General features: G+C 43.1%; 28 protein-coding genes and 1 tRNA gene. 8 read left to right on the forward strand and 21 right to left on the reverse strand.

Features of this window, described 5'->3' with window-relative positions:
- Positions 1-41: 41 nt before the first annotated feature.
- The gene (locus tag PTQ21_RS26815; RefSeq protein WP_063565751.1) at positions 42-1,517 is read left to right on the forward strand and encodes an aminotransferase class I/II-fold pyridoxal phosphate-dependent enzyme; all 1,476 of its coding nucleotides are present in this window, start codon (positions 42-44) and stop codon (positions 1,515-1,517) included.
- Positions 1,518-1,757: 240 nt separating this feature from the next.
- On the opposite strand, the gene PTQ21_RS26820 is transcribed toward PTQ21_RS26815, so the two are convergent.
- The 6 genes from PTQ21_RS26820 to PTQ21_RS26845 all read right to left on the reverse strand — a co-directional run bounded on the left by PTQ21_RS26820 (position 1,758) and on the right by PTQ21_RS26845 (position 5,639).
- On the reverse strand, positions 1,758-2,075 hold the full coding sequence (locus PTQ21_RS26820) for a DUF1292 domain-containing protein (protein ID WP_063565566.1): 318 nt from the start codon (positions 2,073-2,075) through the stop codon (positions 1,758-1,760).
- A 97-nt stretch (positions 2,076-2,172) separates the two neighbouring features.
- Positions 2,173-2,727 carry a stalk domain-containing protein gene (locus PTQ21_RS26825; protein WP_063565565.1) on the reverse strand — a complete coding sequence of 185 codons (555 nt, stop codon included), beginning with the start codon at positions 2,725-2,727 and terminating at the stop codon, positions 2,173-2,175.
- Between the two features lie 228 nt (positions 2,728-2,955).
- Positions 2,956-3,153, reverse strand: a complete 198-nt coding sequence (locus PTQ21_RS26830) for a hypothetical protein (protein ID WP_274567769.1) — start codon at positions 3,151-3,153, stop codon at positions 2,956-2,958.
- A gap of 101 nt (positions 3,154-3,254) precedes the next feature.
- The gene (locus PTQ21_RS26835) at positions 3,255-3,995 is read right to left on the reverse strand and encodes an SDR family oxidoreductase (RefSeq protein ID WP_063565564.1); all 741 of its coding nucleotides are present in this window, start codon (positions 3,993-3,995) and stop codon (positions 3,255-3,257) included.
- 6 nt (positions 3,996-4,001) lie between these two features.
- Positions 4,002-4,616: a TetR/AcrR family transcriptional regulator gene (locus tag PTQ21_RS26840; RefSeq protein WP_274567771.1), complete on the reverse strand. Its 615-nt coding sequence runs from the start codon at positions 4,614-4,616 to the stop codon at positions 4,002-4,004.
- Between the two features lie 435 nt (positions 4,617-5,051).
- Positions 5,052-5,639 (reverse strand): TetR/AcrR family transcriptional regulator, encoded by a 588-nt coding sequence (locus tag PTQ21_RS26845; protein ID WP_063565561.1) that lies wholly within the window; start codon positions 5,637-5,639, stop codon positions 5,052-5,054.
- A 191-nt stretch (positions 5,640-5,830) separates the two neighbouring features.
- On the opposite strand from PTQ21_RS26845, the gene PTQ21_RS26850 reads away from it, so the two are divergent.
- A complete protein-coding gene (locus tag PTQ21_RS26850; RefSeq protein ID WP_072735371.1) occupies positions 5,831-6,511 on the forward strand; it encodes an SDR family NAD(P)-dependent oxidoreductase in 681 nt (226 codons plus the stop codon).
- A 165-nt stretch (positions 6,512-6,676) separates the two neighbouring features.
- Here the strand turns inward: PTQ21_RS26850 and PTQ21_RS26855 are convergent, their stop codons facing one another.
- The 3 genes from PTQ21_RS26855 to PTQ21_RS26865 form a co-directional block, all read right to left on the reverse strand.
- Positions 6,677-7,237, reverse strand: a complete 561-nt coding sequence (locus tag PTQ21_RS26855) for a YdhK family protein (protein WP_274567774.1) — start codon at positions 7,235-7,237, stop codon at positions 6,677-6,679.
- Between the two features lie 242 nt (positions 7,238-7,479).
- On the reverse strand, positions 7,480-7,899 hold the full coding sequence (locus tag PTQ21_RS26860) for an organic hydroperoxide resistance protein (protein WP_064636540.1): 420 nt from the start codon (positions 7,897-7,899) through the stop codon (positions 7,480-7,482).
- A 221-nt stretch (positions 7,900-8,120) separates the two neighbouring features.
- Positions 8,121-9,317, reverse strand: a complete 1,197-nt coding sequence (locus PTQ21_RS26865) for an NADH-dependent flavin oxidoreductase (protein WP_274567776.1) — start codon at positions 9,315-9,317, stop codon at positions 8,121-8,123.
- A gap of 127 nt (positions 9,318-9,444) precedes the next feature.
- On the opposite strand from PTQ21_RS26865, the gene PTQ21_RS26870 reads away from it, so the two are divergent.
- Positions 9,445-9,780: a winged helix-turn-helix transcriptional regulator gene (locus PTQ21_RS26870; protein ID WP_063565556.1), complete on the forward strand. Its 336-nt coding sequence runs from the start codon at positions 9,445-9,447 to the stop codon at positions 9,778-9,780.
- 142 nt (positions 9,781-9,922) lie between these two features.
- Here PTQ21_RS26870 and PTQ21_RS26875 read toward each other — a convergent pair whose 3' ends face one another.
- Both PTQ21_RS26875 and PTQ21_RS26880 read right to left on the reverse strand, forming a co-directional pair.
- Positions 9,923-10,297, reverse strand: a complete 375-nt coding sequence (locus tag PTQ21_RS26875; RefSeq protein WP_274567777.1) for a hypothetical protein — start codon at positions 10,295-10,297, stop codon at positions 9,923-9,925.
- A 642-nt stretch (positions 10,298-10,939) separates the two neighbouring features.
- A tRNA-Val gene (locus tag PTQ21_RS26880) sits at positions 10,940-11,012 on the reverse strand.
- Positions 11,013-11,156: 144 nt separating this feature from the next.
- Between PTQ21_RS26880 and PTQ21_RS26885 the strand changes: the two genes are divergently transcribed.
- The 3 genes from PTQ21_RS26885 (at position 11,157) to PTQ21_RS26895 (ending at position 12,438) form a co-directional block, all read left to right on the forward strand.
- On the forward strand, positions 11,157-11,411 hold the full coding sequence (locus tag PTQ21_RS26885; protein ID WP_063565554.1) for a hypothetical protein: 255 nt from the start codon (positions 11,157-11,159) through the stop codon (positions 11,409-11,411).
- Positions 11,412-11,647: 236 nt separating this feature from the next.
- Complete coding sequence (locus PTQ21_RS26890) at positions 11,648-12,091, forward strand: GNAT family N-acetyltransferase (RefSeq protein ID WP_063565750.1); 444 nt, start codon at positions 11,648-11,650, stop codon at positions 12,089-12,091.
- A gap of 110 nt (positions 12,092-12,201) precedes the next feature.
- Positions 12,202-12,438 carry a DUF3892 domain-containing protein gene (locus PTQ21_RS26895; protein WP_063565553.1) on the forward strand — a complete coding sequence of 79 codons (237 nt, stop codon included), beginning with the start codon at positions 12,202-12,204 and terminating at the stop codon, positions 12,436-12,438.
- Between the two features lie 60 nt (positions 12,439-12,498).
- Here the strand turns inward: PTQ21_RS26895 and PTQ21_RS26900 are convergent, their stop codons facing one another.
- The 4 genes from PTQ21_RS26900 to PTQ21_RS26915 form a co-directional block, all read right to left on the reverse strand.
- Positions 12,499-12,780: a hypothetical protein gene (locus PTQ21_RS26900; RefSeq protein ID WP_274567778.1), complete on the reverse strand. Its 282-nt coding sequence runs from the start codon at positions 12,778-12,780 to the stop codon at positions 12,499-12,501.
- Positions 12,774-12,986: a hypothetical protein gene (locus PTQ21_RS26905; RefSeq protein ID WP_064636528.1), complete on the reverse strand. Its 213-nt coding sequence runs from the start codon at positions 12,984-12,986 to the stop codon at positions 12,774-12,776. The genes PTQ21_RS26900 and PTQ21_RS26905 overlap by 7 nt, the downstream gene beginning before the upstream one ends.
- 169 nt (positions 12,987-13,155) lie before the next feature.
- The gene (locus PTQ21_RS26910; RefSeq protein WP_064636525.1) at positions 13,156-13,476 is read right to left on the reverse strand and encodes a DUF3889 domain-containing protein; all 321 of its coding nucleotides are present in this window, start codon (positions 13,474-13,476) and stop codon (positions 13,156-13,158) included.
- 54 nt (positions 13,477-13,530) lie between these two features.
- Positions 13,531-13,827 carry a hypothetical protein gene (locus PTQ21_RS26915; RefSeq protein WP_090810788.1) on the reverse strand — a complete coding sequence of 99 codons (297 nt, stop codon included), beginning with the start codon at positions 13,825-13,827 and terminating at the stop codon, positions 13,531-13,533.
- 229 nt (positions 13,828-14,056) lie between these two features.
- Between PTQ21_RS26915 and PTQ21_RS26920 the strand changes: the two genes are divergently transcribed.
- Positions 14,057-14,959, forward strand: coding sequence for a manganese catalase family protein (locus PTQ21_RS26920; protein ID WP_079694230.1), 903 nt, complete (start codon positions 14,057-14,059; stop codon positions 14,957-14,959).
- Positions 14,960-15,070: 111 nt separating this feature from the next.
- Here PTQ21_RS26920 and PTQ21_RS26925 read toward each other — a convergent pair whose 3' ends face one another.
- The 5 genes from PTQ21_RS26925 to PTQ21_RS26945 all read right to left on the reverse strand — a co-directional run bounded on the left by PTQ21_RS26925 (position 15,071) and on the right by PTQ21_RS26945 (position 18,030).
- Positions 15,071-16,090 (reverse strand): VanZ family protein, encoded by a 1,020-nt coding sequence (locus PTQ21_RS26925; RefSeq protein WP_244552224.1) that lies wholly within the window; start codon positions 16,088-16,090, stop codon positions 15,071-15,073.
- A 47-nt stretch (positions 16,091-16,137) separates the two neighbouring features.
- A complete protein-coding gene (locus tag PTQ21_RS26930; RefSeq protein WP_063565546.1) occupies positions 16,138-16,413 on the reverse strand; it encodes a DUF6809 family protein in 276 nt (91 codons plus the stop codon).
- A gap of 144 nt (positions 16,414-16,557) precedes the next feature.
- Positions 16,558-16,737, reverse strand: a complete 180-nt coding sequence (locus tag PTQ21_RS26935) for a ribbon-helix-helix protein, CopG family (RefSeq protein WP_063565545.1) — start codon at positions 16,735-16,737, stop codon at positions 16,558-16,560.
- Between the two features lie 286 nt (positions 16,738-17,023).
- The gene (locus PTQ21_RS26940) at positions 17,024-17,362 is read right to left on the reverse strand and encodes a DUF5071 domain-containing protein (protein WP_161490600.1); all 339 of its coding nucleotides are present in this window, start codon (positions 17,360-17,362) and stop codon (positions 17,024-17,026) included.
- Between the two features lie 89 nt (positions 17,363-17,451).
- On the reverse strand, positions 17,452-18,030 hold the full coding sequence (locus PTQ21_RS26945; protein WP_274567787.1) for a DUF3221 domain-containing protein: 579 nt from the start codon (positions 18,028-18,030) through the stop codon (positions 17,452-17,454).
- A gap of 582 nt (positions 18,031-18,612) precedes the next feature.
- On the opposite strand from PTQ21_RS26945, the gene PTQ21_RS26950 reads away from it, so the two are divergent.
- Complete coding sequence (locus PTQ21_RS26950) at positions 18,613-18,762, forward strand: hypothetical protein (RefSeq protein ID WP_274567788.1); 150 nt, start codon at positions 18,613-18,615, stop codon at positions 18,760-18,762.
- A gap of 128 nt (positions 18,763-18,890) precedes the next feature.
- Here the strand turns inward: PTQ21_RS26950 and PTQ21_RS26955 are convergent, their stop codons facing one another.
- Positions 18,891-20,606: an ABC transporter ATP-binding protein gene (locus tag PTQ21_RS26955; protein WP_063565539.1), complete on the reverse strand. Its 1,716-nt coding sequence runs from the start codon at positions 20,604-20,606 to the stop codon at positions 18,891-18,893.
- Positions 20,607-20,647: the final 41 nt, after the last annotated feature.

Raw genomic sequence — 20,647 nt, forward strand, 5'->3', positions numbered from 1 at the left:
TTTCTTACAAATTATAATTAGGAAAGGTTGTGACAGCACTGATGGATCACCGCCGTACGCCGCTGTTTACCGCTTTAAAAAATCACGCGGCACTCAATCCGGTGCAATTTCATATTCCGGGACATAAAAAAGGATTGGGAACGGATACCGAATTTCGTGAATTTATCGGCGATAATGCCCTCTCCATAGATTTGATTAACATCGCACCGCTAGATGATTTGCATCAGCCAACCGGTGTCATTGAGGAAGCGCAGATTCTGGCAGCCGATGCCTTCGGAGCCGATTATACCTATTTTAGTGTACAAGGCACAAGCAGTGCCATCATGACCATGATTCTGTCGGTATGTGAACCGGGTGACAAGATTATTGTGCCCCGTAATGTGCATAAATCGGTCATGTCTGCCATCATTTTCTCAGGAGCGAAACCCGTATTCGTCTCTCCTGCGCAGGATGCCAATCTAGGGATTGATCACGGTGTCACTACAGGCGCGATCCGACGTGCTCTTGAGCGTCATCCTGATGCCAAGGCTTTGCTCGTCATTAACCCAACGTACTTCGGCGTATGTACCGATCTAAAAGAAATTGTTGAACTGGCGCATAGCTATCAAGTCCCAGTACTTGTGGATGAAGCGCATGGCGTACTCATTCATTTCCATGAAGATCTGCCGCTCTCAGCCATGGCCGCCGGGGCTGATATGGCTGCAACGAGTGTACACAAGCTCGGTGGTTCGATGACCCAGAGTTCTGTACTCAATCTGAACACGAAGAATGGATATGTGAATCCACAACGTGTACAAACCATTCTGAGTATGTTGACTTCAACGTCGACTTCTTACATCCTGCTAGCTTCGCTCGACACGTCGAGACGTAATCTGGCTCTGAATGGCCATCAGATGGCACAGAAAGCCATTGATCTGGCTGAGTTTGCAAGACGCTCCATTAATGATATGGACGGACTATATTGCTTCGGCAGAGAGCTGCTGGGCACAGAGGCTACCTTTAATTACGACCCAACCAAAGTAACCATTCATGTTCGCCACCTTGGAATTACAGGCTACGAAACAGAGAACTGGCTACGTGAGCATTACAAAATCGAGGTGGAGCTCAGTGATATGTATAATATTCTGTGCCTCATCACACCGGGAGATACGGATGACTCCGTAGAAATCTTGCTGAACGCCCTGCAGGATCTATCCCGTACGTATTATCAGGTGAATCCAGCCCATGAGCTGGTGGTCAAGGTTCCAGATGTACCACAGCTGATGCTGACTCCACGTGATGCGTTCTATGGTGATACCGAAGTCATTCCTTTCAAGGAATCCGCAGGTCGGATTATTTCGGAATTCATCTACGTATATCCACCAGGAATTCCGATTCTGCTGCCAGGTGAGGTTATCACTCAGGAAAACATCGATTACATCATTGATCATGTTGAAGTTGGACTGCCTGTAAAAGGACCTGAAGACCGTAGCGTAACCAACGTGAAAGTCATCGTGGAAGCAGATGCAATATTCTAGAACAGCCACCTCTGCATGAGGTTGATCGATCTCTAAGGACCAAGCGGGATGCTTGGTCTTTTTTATTTTTTCTCCACACAGACTTGTCCTGCCTTGGGCTTATGATCGCTGTATCGTTTGCATTTTTCCACCTATTCCACTATCCTTATCGCAAGAAAAAACAGCATATACACCTAATAAAAAGCAAACAAAAGGCCCCCTATAATTAAGGAGCCTTCTTGCTTTATTCCAAAAGGATGACTATTCTTGGCTTGCAACGAGTTCGTTGTACGCCGCTTCAACACGGGTCCACTCTTCTTCGTCTTCAATATTGTAGAGCACCATTTCCTCGTCTTCTTCTTCCATACGCAGAATGATGCCGTCAGCTTCAGGATTGTTACGTTCCAGCAGGAGCGCATAAACATGCTTCTCCACGTCAAACGTCTCCACCAAAACCATCTCCACGTCATTTCCGTTCTCGTCTGTCAGTGTCAGAAGAACTTCTTCATGCTCGTGGTCGTGGTCGTGGTCTTGACCGCATCCGCAGGCATCGCCGTGTTCATGTGTGTGATCGCTCATTGATATACCTCGCTTTATAAATAGAAATTGTGTAACCTTGCATATCGTAACATGTTCAATGGTCCAGGTCAATTTAACCGACAAGGTTATTTTTGCTTCAATCGTTCAGCGCGGTAATGATTTTCTCGGCTGCCAGTACATAATTACTGTTTGCATTTTCTTTAATATAAAAACCGACTTGATACTTGCCAGCCCGGCTGAAATCATACGTAAAATCGTACGTTCGGAACCAGAAGTTATCCTTCTGTGTCTTAAGCTCCTGAGACTGAATATCCTTAACCTCACCACTTGGATTGGTAATCGTCACCTTCACGGCAGCTATATCTGTTGTCAAACTGTCGACTTGTGAGAACACATTAAATTTCAACTTACCCACGTTCACGTTGCCAAACACGGTATCTCCCTTGAAGAGAAAAATATGTACATTCGGTTTGATAACCGTTACTCTCTTGTTTGTGGTATCCCATCTGGCGATTCCGCCCGCTTCTCTTACAGGTACATAGGTCGTTCCGTCAATCAGATAACCACCGTCAGCTGCTTCCTTGCCGTTAATGAGAACCCGAATCTTCTCGTTCACTGAATCTGCAAACAATAAAGACCCGCCGAGCAAGGAGAATACCGTGACACACAGCAAAATTCTTTTCCATTTCATTCCGTCAATATTCCCTCCCCTGCTGCTAGCTGTTGTACATTTATACTGCAGGTTCATCCACAAAGTTGCGCTGTTTTTCATCATTTTTCATTTTTTATCCAGAATATTTTCCACCCCTTGGAACGATCAAAAAGAGGCGTTCCCTGTTAAAGGACGCCCCTATAGTATAGTTGTTGGCAATACGTAATTATACGAACTTCTTGTAGGTCAAACTTATTATGAAGCGGACTACGAAGTATGACGAGTCAATATACAAGGTACGCCCTTGCCTACAGCTCCATCGGTTCGCATCCGTGCTGCATAATCCATTCCTCGTGTACAGGGGGTCTTGCAACGCTCACATACATCCGAAGTAACCAATTTCATGGATACACGAAGTTTGTCACTCTTTAACGTGGGAGCCTTTTTTCCCTTTGCTTTTGCCATCCCGGATTCCCCATTTCCCCAATTGCTTGCTGATGTAATGCATCATATGGGGATTCGCCCGGTTGTGTGTCAAAAGCAATAAACTTCGTGCATGATATCGTTTAAATGAAACCGCCGTTTGCACGCAGCGTCTGTCCTGTAACCCATTGCGACTCTTCACTGACAAGGAAAGAGATCACATTTGCAATGTCCTCCGGTTCACCTAGACGACCAAATGCATTCATTTTACGTAGCCCTTCGAGCTGTTGCTCCGTCTTCCCTACAGAAAACAACTCGGTATTCACCGGGCCTGGTGCAACAGCATTAATAGTGATTTGTCTGGAGCCAAATTCTTTTGCAAGCTGACGAGTAATCTGTTCAACTGCTCCTTTGGTACCTGCGTACACGCTGTATCCCGGAAACATCTGTCCGGTTACAGAAGTGGAGAAGTTAACAATTCGGCCCTGCTCCTCCATGTGTTTCAATGCTTGCTGACAAGCAAAAAATGTACCTTTCACATTGATGGCAAACTGCTGATCGAATTCTTCCTCCGTCACATCTGCCAAAGGCGTTGTCTTCATGATGCCTGCATTGTTGATCAGAATATCAACTTTTCCAAGCTGGCTAATCGTTTCGGAAAATAAACGCTCCACATCTTCCTTTCGGGCAAGGTCAGCCTGAACGGTAATGGCACGGACTCCTTTTTGGCGAGCAATATCTGCCACCTGCTCTGCTTTGTCTGGGCTGCTCGCGTAGTTAATGACGACATCCGCGCCCAATTCAGCGAGTTGCTCTGCTATAGCACGTCCGATCCCCCGGGATGAGCCAGTTACAATGGCTACTTTACCTGCTAGCTTTTTCATTTACGATTACTCCCTCTCTTGTTCAAAATGTAATAATCCCTTTTCTATCAACAACCATACCTGTGCAAATTCCGCATCAATTGTAGGGCTCTGCCATTCATAGGCGTGTGCCGGATGATGAAAACGGGCTGTAGCTTGAAGGATCGCCGTTGCAACCACGTCTGGGTTGTTAAATTGGAACTGGTTCTCCTGCTGGATAATCTCACTCAAATGACGTACAAGATGTTGCACATGTTTATTTATAATATCTGCGGATTCCTGAGTTACCCGTGCGTACATCTCAAACAACTCTGCATCGGATTCGGCATAATGACGTTTACGAGCAATTAATGCTTCTATATATACTTTCAGATGACGTGTTCCCTCTCCGCTATAACTCTGATCCTTAGTTATTGCCGTCAAAGGCGCAATAATCTCATCTTCGAGCCATTGTGCGGTCACGCCTTCAAGTAATTCTTTCTTGCTTTTATAGTGCCTGTAAATCGTACCGTGACTAACTCCAAGCAATTTAGCGACATCCGTAACAGATGTTTTGGCAACACCGAAGCGCCGGAGAGTTTCCTGCGTTGCTCCAATAATTTGTTCCTTGGTTAAAAATTCAGAAGTTTTGTCCTTTTCCATAATGATTAAGATGGTTACACCATCCTCAAGTCACCTCCGTTGAAATTAGATTAACACAGCGAATAACAAATGACAAATATTTATTTTTGTCATTTGTTATTCGCTTGATGATTTATATGTAAGAGCGTAAAGAAAAAAAGAGCCCATTTAATATGGCCCTTATCCAAAGTTTTAATGTTTCTCTTTTTCTAGAAAACGAACTTAAACAATACGAAGATTACCGCAAGAATCCCAGCGAGAATTAGCCAGTTGCTAATTTCCCACCAAATGCTCTTCCCTCCGGCTAAAAGCTGTTGTTCATTTTCTTCATGGCGCTGTTTGTGTGTATGTGACTCTGAGGCATGGGGCGGCTTGCTAAAGTCCATCATATACATTCCCCTTTCCAGCAGCTTTAATCTTATGGTTCCATTATAACCCATAATGAGCAGAAATTTATTAATTCTCAAAAAAGATGCTATTTCCATACAACAGTAGAGGAAGCGTGTCATTAATCCATTGTTCCATAGGCACGTTCCGACCCTGCAGGTTCCATTGATAAGCCGTGCCATACATCCCCCAGCTTAACAGAACTGCTGCTGTCTCTTTACGAGAGTTCTGCCCCGGTGTGGAGGTTTTCTGACGATTCAACAGTTGCAAAATAATAATCTGGATTTTTTCTCTAATTTGAAGTTCCAGTACGGTTCCCAGTGACCTGTAACTTCGTTCGCAGCGAGTACTGACTTCAGCATGAAATTCACACAGGGCTGTTAATATTTTTCTCAAAACTTCTTCATTAAATGTATCACCCTGATCCATTCGATCATTCAATTTCTCCATGAATGAATACGTAACGGTCGAATCCAGAATGGCAAATTTATCGGTGAAGTGTGCATAAAATGTGGCTCGATTCACCGTAGCTTTTTCGGTAATATCCCCCACGGTCAGAGAATCAAAGTCCTGATGCTGCAATAGGGATAGGAACGCATCCTGCAGGAGCTGACGTGTCCGAATGACACGAGGATCCTGGTTATTTTTGATCGTCATTCGAACGTCTCCTCGCCTTTTGCATAATGTTCGCAACAAAAATATAGGAACTGTTGTCTACGCAACGATTCTGCATTTTTGCTGATTGTAAGCCTGATTGGATTAGTATAGCATGCTTAACAACAAGCGTTGTTTACATTACTTTAGTTGTCTACTATTTACAATCTAAGAATGAAAAGGAGAAACATGATATGAAAACCATCGTCATTGTTGGCGCAGGCCCCGGACTCGGGATGGCTATAGGACAGAAATTTGGACAAAACGGATTTCAAGTAGCTCTGGTATCACGACACCAAGACAAACTCGATAACCTGGCAGCCCAGTTAAAATCAGAAGGTATTGAAGCATCCGGCTTCGCAGCCGATCTATATAACCCGGAACAATTGACACAAGCTTTTGACCAAATCAAAGAGAAGTACGGTTTTATTGATGTGCTCGAATTCAGTCCTACTGTTGGACAGTTCCCTCCGACACCTGCCATGAATGTTACTGCGGATAATGCATTGGATCAGTTCCAGGGTCTGGTACTTGGTGCAATTCATAGTGTGCAACAGGTATTACCAGCTATGCTGGAACGTCAGACTGGAGCGATTCTGTTCACCACTGGGCTTTCCGCTATATATCCAATTCCGATGATGGGTAACGTGGGGATTGCTTTGGGCGGATTACGAAACTATGCCAACAATCTGCATACGGACCTCGCTCCGAAAGGCATTTATGTGGGTCACCTCTCCTTGGGTGTATTCATCAAGCCGGATACACCAACAGATCCTAAATACATTGCTGACGCTTGGTATGATATGTATGAGGAGAAAGATAAAGCTGAGGAAACATTCCCGGTTGGTGTTACTCCAGAAACGATTGTCTGGTAACTGGAGATTTTCAAAAGATAGTTTTGCGTTGTTATATATAAAACCACCCTTTTCACTTAAAAAGTGAGGAGGGTGGTTTTGGTAATCACATAATGACTAACACAAGTTATACGCATGGATGTGAGGCTTAACAACTATTACTTCAGGCACTTACTTCAAGCTCTCTCATTTAGCAGACAATTCTTCTTCCGTGACCCATTTATGATTCTTCACCGGATCTCCGCCTGTGGTCGGGGTATAATCAACCATATATACCGTCGTTTGCTCAGCGGAGTCAATCGTTGCCTTAGCACCTTTCATTCCTGGCAAGTGGTCAGCGTTCAGCACAACCTCTGCTCCTGCTGCATACGGTTGATCCGTATGGTCCTGAATTTCCTCTTGAATGACCCATTTATGATTTTTTACAGTGTCTCCCCCTGTAGTTGGTGTATACGAGACTGTATAAGCTGTTGTCTCATAGGCTCCCACAATTGTTGCTTCTGCACCCTTCATTCCGGCCATATGGTCCGTACTCAACACGACATGGCTGCTCACTGGATATGTAGGATTTTTCTTTTCCTGAAGTCCTTCCGGTAATTCTCCCGAATCCGAGTGGTGCATCTCTCCTGTGCTCGCTGCATGACTGTCACTACTGCTATTATCCTGCTCAGCATTCTTGCCACATCCACTTAACATCAGACTGCCCGTGATCACCGTAGTCAGCAATATTATTGCATACTTTTTCATGAGTTGCACTCCTTTAAACTTTCGATTTCTACACCTATAATATACCCCATATGGGTATATTTCAACCGTAATTGATTTCTTTATCTATTATTTGGTTGGTTATCGCTGCAGAATTAAGAGCATATCAAAAAAACCTCCGATTTCTCGGAGGCCTTCAGTTTTTAGAAATTATTTTAAATACATGCTTCAGACTTTAACAATGAAGTCCAAAACGAAACCGTTCGATCGACTCGGCTCAATAATTAGGCTAGTCCCACGGTAACATTGACGTTCCCTTTGATTCCTTTGGAATATGGGCAGTAGTCATGCGCAAGTTTGACAAATTTCTGTGCTGTCTCCTCATCCAGACCCTCAATTTTAACTTCAAGTTCCACTTCCAGTTTCACACCATTATCCGTAGGGTCTGTCACAAGCATAACCGTAGCCGATACTGTGCTTCTCTCAATTTCAACTTTGTGTTTCTTCAACTGAAACTCCAGCGCTGAATTAAAGCAAGCACTGTAGCCTGCTGCAAACAATTGCTCTGGATTCGTAGCTGTCGTCACTTTACCTCCCAGTTCAGGTGGGGCAGCTACATCGAGCATAAATACGTTATCTGGCGATTGCACGATCCCTTGACGTCCACCTGTATTGATAACTGTGGTTTCATATAATGTTTTCATGAGTATTGGCTCCTCTGTAATTTAGATTTTATTTTGTAAAGATGATGTCTCTTTTGTTTTGCTAACAATTAGATTGTACACAATTTAATTGTGTTTGTAAATCATTATTATAAAATTAAAAACAACCATTCCCTCTTGTAATAGCAGGAAATGGTTGCTCCGTAATTGATAAATATCTATCACTGATCCAAAAGTTGAATCTACCTAATATAGTTTAGCTTTTACATTTTCTTCTCAAAGCCCTCCATCGGTGCAAGTGAATTCTGGTAGTCAGTCCCTTCCTGACTGTCGGTAGTAAAGTGCATGACCTCCCGAAACGAACCTTCCAGATAAGTCTGCATCGCCAATGGAATGCGCAACTCATCCATATCCGACGGGGATATTTGGTAACGAATGCTGCCAAGGTCACCTGCTTTCACCTTCTGTACCCATTTTGGCTCGCGAATCAATTCCCGTCCGAGTGCAGCCAAAGTTGCCCCGGCGTTGATAACTTCTTCTGCGTCTTCCGGCCGCTCAATCGATCCGATGCCGATCAGAGGTTTTTTGTGATCCAAAACCCGGACGAATTTAGTTAAGATTGGCTCTTTGTCATCGGGGTGGTTTAAAGATGTTCGTTTGTAACTTCCCATCGACAGATGAATGTAATCAACCCGAGTGTCTGTCAGCGCCTGGGCAAAAGCCAAGGAGTCTTCGAGCTGGATGCCCGGCATATGAATTTCTTCCGGTGAAATCCGGTAACCGAGGATAAAGGGTTTATCCGCATGGGCATCAATAACTGATGCAACCTCCTGAATGACCGCCAGCTGAAATCGCATACGATTTTCAAAACTGCCACCCCACTGATCGGACCGTTGATTGGAATTGACGGAGAAAAATTGCTGCAACAGATATGTGTTGGCCCCGTGAAGCTCTACCCCGTCAAAACCAGCTTGAATAGCCCGTAAGGTTGCTCTGCCGAAGTCCTTAATAATGTTTTCGATTTCCTCAGGAGTCAATTCACGCGGCTTCTCCGAGCCGATTGGATGAGCGGCAGCGATTGCACTCGCACTGGTGGGTTGTACACCTCTTAGCGTTTTGGAGTTCGTTTTGCGCCCTGCATGAAAGATTTGCACAATGGCTTTCGTTCCGTCTTTCTGAATGGCTCTTGCAATTTTGGACAGTCCTTTGATTGTAGAATCACTTGCGATGGAGAGCTCACCTTCGAAGCCTTTTCCCCCATCGGTTACGTACGCAACACCTGTAATGATCATTCCAGGGCCTCCAGCCCGTTCGGCATAATAATCGACTTCATCATTGGTGATGGAACCATCGAAGAAACTGGACATTGTTGTCATTGGCGCCATGACCACTCTATTTTTCAACGTAAAACCATTCGCAAATGTATAAGGCTGCAAGAAATTACGATTACTATTTTCCATATATATTCTCTCCTTTTATTAGGCGTGTCCACCCTTGTCTCTGTTTCATGAGTTATTGTATAGTAGGGTGAAAAAAGAGTATAGTATGCACTTAAAAGGTAGATACTAACTAAAAGGAGAGTGGAATATGGAAATTGCTGAGGAAGTAAACGTTAAACCATTTTCACATGCCATGTCGTTGATCGGTGGAAAATGGAAAATGCATATCTTATTTTGGTTATGGAAAAAAGAAACATTGCGATATGGAGAACTGAAAAGAGCTTTGGATGGAATTACGCATAAAATGCTAAGCTCTCAACTGAAGGAACTAGAAGCCGACCAATTAATTATCCGTACAGAGTACCCACAATTACCGCCAAAAGTAGAATACTCTTTGTCTCGTGAAGGATTAACGCTGATGCCTGTGCTGGAGATTCTCTGCGATTGGGGTAGACAGAATCTTGCTGATTTGCAGAAGAATTAGTCAAACTGCTGCAAGCTATATGTATATTTTCAGTAGAATACTACAAGTGGAGCAGTACGTGAACTGAATTTACTTGTTGAAATTTTAAAGTGCTCTCAATCATTATGGAGAGCATCTTTTGGAGGAGTAGTGTAGTTTAGTTTTAATCTTCTGAACTCTCAAGTAGAAATTTTCCGATAATATTCTCGTTGCTATCGTACAAGTTTATATACTTATCGACTTTTGGTTCATTCATACTCTGAATTGCTTCTTCGGGAGTTTGTGGCAAATCTTGATTCATATCTGAAGTCTTGATGTAACCTTCCGTTCCGTTTACACCTATAGCCTTAACTAAATCTATTTCTTTTCCATCATGATAAACAAATGAACCATATGTTTCACCTTTATCATTGATTTCCATTTGATCTTCAGAGGGACTAGTATTAGCAGATGCAGCTCCCCATCCATAGACACCTATTCCAATCCCTAAAGCAAAAATCACACCAACTGTAATTAATTTTAGTGATTTCGTTCTCATAAGAATATCCTCCTAAAGTTGAATGATTAGTGTTGTTTTATTCAAGTTATTTTTGGTCTGCTTGAAAATGCACCCTGATCTTTACTTGAGAAAAACTTTGTTTGTAATTTTAATTTCCCTATATATAAATGAACACTTACAATCAGGGAATGTTACACAGTGAGAAAACTTTTTATATATAATCAGAACGCCGGTAGTTCTGCAATTGTTCATTTTAATTCTACCGGTGCTGGATCGCTGCATCATAAGCAGTTATTTTCTCATTATGGAGGCTTTTGACGGCAAATAGTCGATTTATAATTATTTCTGCCAAGTGATTAAAACTTTTGGTTGCTGTTGGAACATTCCAATAATTAAATTTCACGGAATGCGACATACGCATGCAAAAGAAACAGCTGAAAAGTTAAACACTGTTCTTTTCGGTTAACGTAGAAAATACCAACTCACAGTTAATGTGACGTTGGCATTTTTTTAACGATAATCAATAACAGAACTTGTAGAAAGCAATTTAATTAACGAGATACTTAGCAAAATAACATGATCTTGACCAAAAATTAACCATTTCTCTTTAATGAACACAAAATTATAGTGTAGTTTCTTCTATAAGGAAAAGAAGCCTTGCTCTGCAAGGCTTCTCGCGTATGATCTGTAGTGGGCTCGAACCACTGACCCCTACCCTGTCAAGATAGTGCTCTCCCAGCTGAGCTAACAGATCATGATATCTGATTGTTTTCCAATCGAGTAACAGTATCATACCAAGTAACCGTGTTCATTGTCAATCGTTATATTGGTAATATTTTATTTGAATTGGTGCACAATAAAGGAATGATTACCATTTTGATGACGAGGTGACTTCCATATGAGGAACATGAAAGAACGTAAGCTGCGTTTATTTATCATAGCCAAAAACTTAGCCTGTTTGATTGCGCTTGTTGCATTAATATACGTTTCTGTCGGTTGTAGTTTGGAACGGGATGAACATACAGTACAATTCCAACAGTTAAAAGAGCCCCATGAGGTGAATGATGATCTGCCCGTTTGGCTGGATGTGTATTCCAAGTCTGTTGTGCATGACGTTTACTCCCCACAAGGCAATGTTGAAGTCTTACCCTGAGGAACATCAAATTGCATTTCACTCGTCTTCGTCCCACTTTTTGGAGTACGCCTTCTTAGTCACATAATACAACAAAGCAATCATTCCTGCCGCCATCAAAAGGGTGATTGCCATCACTCCTGCCATACCCATGGTGCGCCCCTCCTCTCCCAGTATGTTCCAGTCTTAACTATACAGGAAAAGCATTTTTTTGTATAATTCAGTCTGATAGCGTAGAGCAGAAAGAAGGTATGGAATTGGCAGCTGAGATTAGTTATGTAACGACTGAAGAACAACTCCAGGAAGCATTGGATATTCGCAATCATGTTTTTGTCATCGAGCAGCAGGTGCCTGCTGACATTGAGATCGATCAATATGATATCATCAGTCCTGATGTGCATCACGTATTGTTGAGTAAAGATGGACAGGCTGTAGCCACAGGGCGTCTGATCTATTACACCAAGGATACCGCCAAAATGCAGCGTATCGCTGTACTCAAATCTCATCGTTCGTTCGGTTACGGACGTGTGCTTCTGTTAGCCATGGAAGAACGAGCACGCGAATTGGGATTGGCCTACTCTGTTTTGGACGCACAATGCCAGGCGCAGAAGTTCTATGAGAAGCTCGGATATGAAGTGATCTCGGAAGAGCCTTTTTATGATGCAGACATTCTGCACGTTCGTATGCAAAAGAGCCTGTAAATAACCTCTGCGTGCGATATGAAGCTATGTAGTGCATACTTTTTTTTGATCCGGACAGGCTAAAGAGGTAACCAGATTCCTATTTGGTCAGATAAGGAGAGTGTGACATCATGGATCAAACGACACGCGAAAGCTTCACAGCAGTACAAAAAAATGGTGACGGCGATCTGACAGCGTTTCAAACTTCATCCGGACGTGTGCTGGATTACCAACAAGCACTGGCAGAAGTAAAAGCAGGATCAATTGCAGGTGTGAACGTCTTTAAAGGCAAAGACGGCGAAATGTACATTCGCGGTGACGCAGACGGCGACCCAACCAATAACCTTGATCAACTTCCTATCTTCTAATAGATGTATGCTGATTAACATGGCGCCAATCCGGCATTCCGGGTTGGCGTTTTTTACGTTTTAATATTCGGTAAAATATTTCACGGCATTGCCAGCAGGCTGGCTTTTGCGAATGGGCTGTGATTCCTGCTCCCATGCTTGCAGAATTAGTATGCCTTCCAGCGTAGACTTGTTCTCCCACACAATATGCTGCCTGCGCTCAAGCTCCAGCAGTGACTCATGAATGAACGCCTTGGTTCTGCCCGTCTTATTCTCCAGCTCATCCATTCGTGGTACTCGGCGACGCTGCCCCGCATAATTAACAATAATACGCAAAATTTTGCGTTCAAAATCATTCAGCATATTTCTTCCTTCCCTTCCTTATGGAGTACGGGACGCCATGCCAGAATACCTTGTTCAAGAAATGTTCGGGGTGCCCCCTCTTTCCCTGCGGATGCTCTAATCTTACCTTCCCGTACACTGTTGATTCGAATCTGCCGCTGTGTAATATGCCCTGCACGATCCATGTAGACGAGCTCCACCATCTGACCAATATATTTCCCTAGCATAATCATCCCTCCAATAAGAACATGTGTTTGTTTTATTATTATATGCGAACATAAGTTCTTTATTCAACAACTAAAAAAAGGATTTTTTTGAAATAAAAAAACCAGACTCACTCCCTCTCATAGGGAAGTCTGGTTCCTATCCTGCCTTGCTATGCAGTGCATGTTCAGTTCAACGTCGATCCGATTCCGTGAATTGTACTTTTTTCAGCTGCTGGGTAGACGGATTAAAATCAACATTCACAAATACAGCAAATTGTTTACCGTCTTTGTTACGTACCCATAACTTGAACTGTTCACGGGATTGGTCTGCTGTTAGTGAGGTGCGACCGATGTGTTTGTAATCCAAAATATCCACGTTGTACTTGGTTTGTGTTTCTTTCACTGCAATGATTCCCCATTTCGCATAATCCGGAATTGCAGTTGCTGAACTTGTTGCTAGTCCACTTAAACTTAGTATCACCGTCATCAGGGCTACGATGAGCATTCTCATATCATTCACTCCTCGGGACAATGTTTACGTTAGCCTGCCCTGTAGAAGTTTATTTTACACCAGTAGACGAAGGATAAACGTAATCGGTTGCTGGAGCGATTGAATCGTACTGATCGCCATCTTATACCGTTCGATTGGTGATTTGAAGCTTATCCCCCAGTCACCCTCCAATAAAAGATTACGCGGTGGTGGATCTTCCGGCTTTTCCAAACCGTACTTTTCTATAAGCGCATCTCGTGTTTGTTGATCCAGCTCACTTGGATAATCTGCGTATGCTGCCGTAACATCGCTACATCCAAAAACGACAAGCAGCAGGACACCCCATCCTACCATAATCCAACTTTTGCGCACTCTCAGTTTCTCCTTCATTTAAATCAAATAATGACAACCATACTTAACTTCATTTGTCCTGATTGTACATAAATAATACGGGATTGGAAATAACAAATGTAGACTTAACTACATACGCCTTAAGCCTCAATTGCAAAATTATGGGTTTAGCGTATTCGATAAACGTGTAATAGGCCATGACAACATCACTTCATTATTCTGAGCAATCATTTCGAGGAGGTTACACCGAATGTTCAAACGTATGGATGAAATCGCAATTGAAATCCCCAATGTCGAGAGACCGGACCCGAATGCAGCGGCAGCGATACAAGAATTGCTGGGTGGTAAATTCGGAGAGATGTCAACGTTGAACAATTACCTCTATCAATCCTTTAATTTTCGCTCTAAAGAAAAATTGAAACCCTTCTACGATCTGGTGATGAGTATCACCGCCGAAGAATTGGGTCACGTAGAGCTTGTGTCCCATGGCATTAACAAATGCCTCAGAGGTTCCACTGAGTACAAAGAGCCTGACGATACACCACTTGGTTCCGTGAAGGATGCGCGTCTGTCCTATCATTTCCTGGCTGGCGCACAGGGAGCAATGCCTTTCGACTCCATGGGCAATCCATGGACAGGCGCCCATGTTTTTAACAGTGGAAATCTGGTCGAAGATCTGCTGCATAACTTTTTTCTTGAATGCGGAGCACGTACACATAAAATGAAAGTTTATGAAATGACCGATCACCCTGCAGCCCGGGCAGTTGTTGGCTATTTGCTGGTACGCGGCGGTGTGCATGTAGTCGCTTATGCTAAAGCGCTTGAAATCGCAACCGGAGTGAATGTAACCAAATTGGTGCCGATTCCCTCCCTGAGCAACAAATCCTTTAACGAGGCGTGGAAATACGAAGAAAAAGGTCTACACACCAAGCTGTATACCTATAGTGATAAAGACTTTACTGCAATCAGTCAGATCTGGAAAGGAACACACCCCGAAGATGGACAACCGCTGGAAGTCATTCAAGGCGTACCTGAAGGGTACCCGATTCCTGAAGCTCCTGCGGTGGAAGAAGAATTCGCCCCAGGCATTTCGCAGGAAGAGTTCCAGGAAATTGCACGTCGTCTGAAGATGGCGGGAAATATTGCGGATTAAGAAAGCTTTGTTGTAGTGGATGTATTAGTTGTTGTTGATATGGCATGAAAATGGATTAAGCCCTCGGATCTTGCTGCTTCAGTGGCAGGATCGAGGGCTATTATTGATATATTAAAACATGGATTTAATGCTGTTGATGAACTTTTGCCCTGTGTTTGGCTCTGTCAATGCAATGTCCCACATCACTATATTGGTCACCGGATTTGAACCATCGGTTATTACTTTTATAGTCAGTTCATTAACTCCCTTTAACGGAGTTTGAAAAGAGTCAGGATGGTTCTCCCCGCTGTTTGCTGATACAACCAAGGAATAAATTTCTGTGCCATCGGCGATAAAGCTTATTGTAATAGTCTCATGGCTTGTTCTTCGGACAACATCGTCCGGTATAGCGAAATAACCTTTCATATTTTTGTATTTTTTATTTAAGAGATATGAAAACTCATTCGTTTTTTGTTTTTCTCTACTGTACAGATTGATTTGAGGCTCGACATTTGTTTGTCCTACTGTAAAACTGGAGAGTTCTTCATCCCATACTACAGCCCCATCGCTCGAAACAAGTTCATTCAGTGCAACACTTTTTCCGTCAACGTTATCTAAATAATGATTGAGGCCGCCAACAACAGTGATCGTACCTATTGAAAAAATAATCGCTGTCAGGAAGATTCGAATAAGTCCTTTTAATGTATTCCGATGATGCTTTACTATCCGCTGTGCTCCATATCCAACGGCAGCCCCTAAAGTATTAATCAGGATATCGTCTATATCAAACGCACCTAAACGGGAAATCATTTGCACTGTCTCTAACATCGTAATGCAGAGAATGAATATGCTGATAAAGCGAATAAACCCACAGCGAAAGAGGAGCGGAATGACCATCCCGAAGGGGATGAATGCTACAAAGTTCCCCATTTCAAAAAACCATATCTTAAAATCTCTCCCCATTGGAAAATGTAAAGGAATTCCTTCAGGGGTGAAGCTGTATCGCCAGCCCTGATCAGGACTGGCCGAGCTTCTATCGAAGCCCAGGAATAAGAAATACAATGTTAAACAAGTATACAACGATAACAATACAATGATGAATTTTCTTGACTTTCCTTGATACAAAATCAAAATCACACCTTCTTTTTTCAATAAACTTCTACATCATCAAATCATTCCTACACTACAATTTGCAGGACTCACGTTGACTCATGACTCATCACTTCGATCAGCATGTTGGCCCCCAGTCGAAATCCCTGAACAAATGCAGCTTCGCTATGCATACCATCACATTGACCACACAAGTCAAACAACTGTTCTAGCTCACGGAATTCTCCCTCGCTCAATCGATTCTTCCATTGTTCCGTCAGAGACGCAATTTGCCGCCCTAATAATTGGTATTCAGGATGTGTCGGCATCATCGTCTCATCCGGGCGAAGTCGCCCGCTATAAAGTGCTTCCAGAATTGAATTCATGTGCATCCTCCCAGAAATGGATTCGCATCGACTTGAATGAGCGTTCTGCACATGGTAGGATATTTATGCAGTCAGCTCATTGATAGTGATTGCGGGATAGGAAGCAGCGCTGTTCTTCGTGGGACGAACGCTGCTTTCTTTTTTTTATTTTTGGAGTTCGTCGTAAATCTTCTCAATCCCTTTGCGAACGATGTCTGATCGGTTCGTATTCAGCTTCTCAGCCGAAGCATCGAGCTTGTTCATAATTTCATCATCGACACGTATCTCGATCGTCTTGCTTTTGGGTTTGTCAGATTTAGGACGCCCCATCTTTTTGGAGGACATCGCTTCACCTCTTTTTTTGTCCTGACATTAATGTATTATTGTCAGGACAAAAAGTCAATTCATTTGTAAAACATACGTTCTTTATTTTGTGGCTTCCAAATTAAATACATGTAGATCGTCAGTTCAACTCAGAAAAAATATCACTCAAGTTATATGTAGCTATGACTTGTACTTTAAAGTACGGATCTGTTTTTGACAAAAAAACAACCCTGAAAGGCATTAAGCCGTTCAAGGTTGTTAAGGGCTGCTCCTCAATATGAACTTTCCTGAATCACTGAACTGCTTGTTATTGTATTTTATTCAGCAATGGTATTATAACCTCATCCAATTTCTCAAGCATCTCATCCTCCGTAGGATTTTCTAATATTCTTTCTAAATCGCCCTTTAACATAATCAAATATTTAGAAGGCAATCTACTAATTAGTCCCGTCAGCATAAAATATTCCCATGTAGAGTCTCTTATTTTAAATACATTTTGAATATGAGGAATAAGTTCTTCTCCAAATCTTAAAAGTAAATCTTCTACGGATCTGAAAATGGGCCAATTCCCATCCTGCAACCACTCCGTAAGCTCAGGAATGATATCTCGCAACTCTTCATTACCTAATTCACTTAACTTACGCACCGCTTCAAAATCAGACTTGTCGCGGGGAAGCCATTCTCTAACATTCAGACCTATCTCCTCTTTTCATCCAACATTGAAATCCTACATCCTTACTCCTGCTCCCCTAATGGCTCAATGTCTTCTACTTTTACTTCTATTGGATCCTGAGTATCCGACGTTGACATTGCATCTCGCATACGAATGGTCCATGTTCCTATATCCTCATTAAAATCGACATTCTCAATTACAGGAATACGTACTTGCTCTCCGTCTGATGAGTACAATCCAGCCCGGATGGCATCCGCCTCACTCATATGAGCACCATCTGGGGTGGCCGGGCAAGATACAGCAATCGTTTCCGCTCTGGCCTGCCCGGGATAGGGCTGATTTTCCGGGCTGCCATCCGTCCAAATCTCAACATAGGAGCCGATCTGCGGATTAGGCGCATTGGAGAACCATTTTGCCGGATAATACCGACTTTCTCCTTTGTTCGCACCGAAGTCTTCATATGCAGGATCAACCACTAGAATGGAATTGCCTTCGCGGGCAACCACATAACCAGTGAATCCATCTTCACTTGGTGTATTCGCTTGAGTTTGCACTGAATTACAATCGATATGTCTTGAACATCCGGTAAGGCATACGATCAGGATTGAGAGCGATATCAGTACTTGACGAAGATGGGACATATGTAAATCCCCCTTATTTAAACCTATTTCTAATTTCAACGTTCAATATATGCTTATAGTTGCATGCAAACTTACGTTTATCATAAACATGAGGGCAACAAAATCACTTCTTTCTGTACTGCTTATACCCATACCTTCCCCAGATCACTAATGCAACGCATAACAAGAGAGCACAGTATCCCCATGTCAAAAACAAAGCCAGTCCCAATCCAATGTTGGCTCCTATATATCCCCCTCGTAACTCCGTATATAATGCATACCCCAATGGGACGCTACCTAAAATAAAAAGTCCGACTAACCATCCGCCCCAACGTTTAACAGATCCCTCTCTATCCTTGGAATTCTTTTGGATGCCTTTAGCCAGTATAATCAATATTAAAATCAATATTAGCCAGGTTATGAAAATGTACAACATAGCTTTTGTCTCCTCTCCTTCAAATTCCCCTTATTTTTGTAAAAAGGTTTTCCGCCTGTTTGTCCATTGTACTGCCACCCCGCTTTCGATAAACTGATCACATTCGACCGAAATTGATAATGATTATCATTATGCAATAAGTAATTATATGCGGGAGAAACATAACGATGAAAGCAACACGCAAGCTCAGTATCCTTATACTCATGATTACCCTGATTGGTGCGCTGTTATCAGCCTGTGGTAGCAAAGCAGAGCCATCCACTACAACCGCTAAAGCAGAATCAGGTGAATACACTACTTCAACTCAAGCTCAGTAACGTGATATTAGAAAGTAGAAAAAAAACGCCTTCGTCTTACTCAGAATCATGAGTAGACGAAGGCGTCTTTTTTTAGTTCATATACAGCTTCAAATGAAGAGTTAGAGTTCACAAACTCTCTGTTACGTTCAGGCACCGAACTGTGCATAATGCAGACGACTGTATACTCCACCTGCTTCAAGCAATTCTTCGTGTCTGCCCTGCTCAGTAATCCCTTGCTCGGCAACAACAATAATGCGATCCGCATTTTTGATCGTAGCCAATCTGTGGGCAATAACCAGGGTAGTCCGTCCTTCGGACAATTCCGCAAGGGATTGCTGGATTGCTGCTTCTGTCTCAGTATCCAATGCAGATGTAGCTTCGTCCAAAATTAGAATCGGAGGATTCTTCAGGAACATACGTGCAATGGACAAACGCTGTTTCTGTCCGCCGGACAGCTTCACACCGCGTTCACCAATTAACGTGTCCATTCCTTCCGGCATGGAAGTGATCAGTGTTTCCATCTGTGCACGACGAGCTGCCATCCAGATTTCTTCTTCTGTTGCATCCAGCTTGCCATACGCAATATTCTCACGAACGGTTCCATCGAACAGGAACACGTCCTGCTGAACAATTCCGATCTGACTGCGCAATGAATCCAGCGTCATGTCTTGAATCTCCTGACCATCGATCGTGATGCGACCTTCCAGCACATCATAGAAACGAGGCAGCAGACTGCACAGCGTTGTTTTCCCTGCACCCGATGGTCCAACAAGGGCCACTGTTTCACCAGCGTGAATATTCAGATCAATCCCTTTAAGAACAGGCTCCTGATCCGAATAGCCAAAGGTCACCTGCTCATATCGGATATCTCCACGCAGATGAGATACCGTAGTGGCACCCGGTCGATCTTCAACGTCCGGCTCCATATCGAGCAATTCCGTATAACGTTTGAAACCCGCAATCCCTTTTGGATACGTCTCAATAACGGAGTTGATCTTCTGAATGGGTGTAAGAAACACATTGGACAGCATAATAAATGCAATAAATTGACCATAGCTCATACTGCCTTGAATGACAAACCATGTGCCGCATACCAGTACAAAGAGGGATACCAGCTTCATCAGCATGTAACTGATGGAAGAGTTCCAGGCCATGATTCTGTACGCGATCAGTTTGGTTTGACGGAAACGGCTGTTGTTTACAGCGAATTGTGCTTTTTCATGCTCTTCATTAGCAAAAGCCTGAACCACGCGAATACCACTTACATTGTTTTCTACACGTGCGTTGAAATCTGCTATATCTCCGAACATTCGGCTAAATGCCTTGGACATCTTGCTGCCAAAATACAAGGATAGATAAATAATGAGCGGCACGATAATAAATGTTAACACGGCCAGATTTCCGTTAATGCTCATCATGATGCTGAATGCACCGATCAACGTCATTACTGCGATAAATACATCCTCCGGACCATGATGGGCAATCTCGCCGATATCCATCAGGTCATTGGTCATACGAGAAACCAGGTGTCCGGTTTTGGTATTGTCAAAGAAACGGAATGATAACTTCTGTACATGATTGAAAAGTGCCTTACGCATATCGGTCTCGATATTAATACCAAGCTTATGTCCCCAGTATGTAACAACAAAGTTGAGGAACGAGTTTAATAGATAAATCGCGAGCAGCGCAAGACATGCCCATAATATCCAGTCCCAGCGTCCCCCTGGCAAAAGGTCATCCACGACTCTATTGACTGCCAGCGGGAAGGCCAGTTCTAGCAGAGCTACGAAAATCGCGCAGCTAAAGTCCAGAATGAACAGCTTTTTGTAAGGCCTGTAATAGGCAAAGAAACGGCGAAGCATGGACTGAAGTCCTCCTTATAGCAACCATACAACATGATTGC

The organism is Paenibacillus marchantiae (assembly GCF_028771845.1).
In the GTDB taxonomy this organism is placed as follows: Bacteria; Bacillota; Bacilli; order Paenibacillales; family Paenibacillaceae; genus Paenibacillus; species Paenibacillus marchantiae.

What these genes read in the sequence shown, in the direction of transcription:
- PTQ21_RS26815 (WP_063565751.1), top strand. Translation starts at nt 42, where the DNA reads ATGGATCACCGCCGTACGCCGCTGTTTACCGCTTTAAAAAATCACGCG.
- PTQ21_RS26820 (WP_063565566.1), bottom strand. Translation starts at nt 2,075, where the DNA reads ATGAGCGATCACACACATGAACACGGCGATGCCTGCGGATGCGGTCAA.
- PTQ21_RS26825 (WP_063565565.1), bottom strand. Translation starts at nt 2,727, where the DNA reads ATGAAATGGAAAAGAATTTTGCTGTGTGTCACGGTATTCTCCTTGCTC.
- PTQ21_RS26830 (WP_274567769.1), bottom strand. Translation starts at nt 3,153, where the DNA reads ATGGCAAAAGCAAAGGGAAAAAAGGCTCCCACGTTAAAGAGTGACAAA.
- PTQ21_RS26835 (WP_063565564.1), bottom strand. Translation starts at nt 3,995, where the DNA reads ATGAAAAAGCTAGCAGGTAAAGTAGCCATTGTAACTGGCTCATCCCGG.
- PTQ21_RS26840 (WP_274567771.1), bottom strand. Translation starts at nt 4,616, where the DNA reads ATGGAAAAGGACAAAACTTCTGAATTTTTAACCAAGGAACAAATTATT.
- PTQ21_RS26845 (WP_063565561.1), bottom strand. Translation starts at nt 5,639, where the DNA reads ATGACGATCAAAAATAACCAGGATCCTCGTGTCATTCGGACACGTCAG.
- PTQ21_RS26850 (WP_072735371.1), top strand. Translation starts at nt 5,831, where the DNA reads ATGAAAACCATCGTCATTGTTGGCGCAGGCCCCGGACTCGGGATGGCT.
- PTQ21_RS26855 (WP_274567774.1), bottom strand. Translation starts at nt 7,237, where the DNA reads ATGAAAAAGTATGCAATAATATTGCTGACTACGGTGATCACGGGCAGT.
- PTQ21_RS26860 (WP_064636540.1), bottom strand. Translation starts at nt 7,899, where the DNA reads ATGAAAACATTATATGAAACCACAGTTATCAATACAGGTGGACGTCAA.
- PTQ21_RS26865 (WP_274567776.1), bottom strand. Translation starts at nt 9,317, where the DNA reads ATGGAAAATAGTAATCGTAATTTCTTGCAGCCTTATACATTTGCGAAT.
- PTQ21_RS26870 (WP_063565556.1), top strand. Translation starts at nt 9,445, where the DNA reads ATGGAAATTGCTGAGGAAGTAAACGTTAAACCATTTTCACATGCCATG.
- PTQ21_RS26875 (WP_274567777.1), bottom strand. Translation starts at nt 10,297, where the DNA reads ATGAGAACGAAATCACTAAAATTAATTACAGTTGGTGTGATTTTTGCT.
- PTQ21_RS26885 (WP_063565554.1), top strand. Translation starts at nt 11,157, where the DNA reads ATGAGGAACATGAAAGAACGTAAGCTGCGTTTATTTATCATAGCCAAA.
- PTQ21_RS26895 (WP_063565553.1), top strand. Translation starts at nt 12,202, where the DNA reads ATGGATCAAACGACACGCGAAAGCTTCACAGCAGTACAAAAAAATGGT.
- PTQ21_RS26900 (WP_274567778.1), bottom strand. Translation starts at nt 12,780, where the DNA reads ATGCTGAATGATTTTGAACGCAAAATTTTGCGTATTATTGTTAATTAT.
- PTQ21_RS26905 (WP_064636528.1), bottom strand. Translation starts at nt 12,986, where the DNA reads ATGCTAGGGAAATATATTGGTCAGATGGTGGAGCTCGTCTACATGGAT.
- PTQ21_RS26910 (WP_064636525.1), bottom strand. Translation starts at nt 13,476, where the DNA reads ATGAGAATGCTCATCGTAGCCCTGATGACGGTGATACTAAGTTTAAGT.
- PTQ21_RS26920 (WP_079694230.1), top strand. Translation starts at nt 14,057, where the DNA reads ATGTTCAAACGTATGGATGAAATCGCAATTGAAATCCCCAATGTCGAG.
- PTQ21_RS26930 (WP_063565546.1), bottom strand. Translation starts at nt 16,413, where the DNA reads ATGAATTCAATTCTGGAAGCACTTTATAGCGGGCGACTTCGCCCGGAT.
- PTQ21_RS26935 (WP_063565545.1), bottom strand. Translation starts at nt 16,737, where the DNA reads ATGTCCTCCAAAAAGATGGGGCGTCCTAAATCTGACAAACCCAAAAGC.
- PTQ21_RS26945 (WP_274567787.1), bottom strand. Translation starts at nt 18,030, where the DNA reads ATGTCCCATCTTCGTCAAGTACTGATATCGCTCTCAATCCTGATCGTA.
- PTQ21_RS26950 (WP_274567788.1), top strand. Translation starts at nt 18,613, where the DNA reads ATGAAAGCAACACGCAAGCTCAGTATCCTTATACTCATGATTACCCTG.
- PTQ21_RS26955 (WP_063565539.1), bottom strand. Translation starts at nt 20,606, where the DNA reads ATGCTTCGCCGTTTCTTTGCCTATTACAGGCCTTACAAAAAGCTGTTC.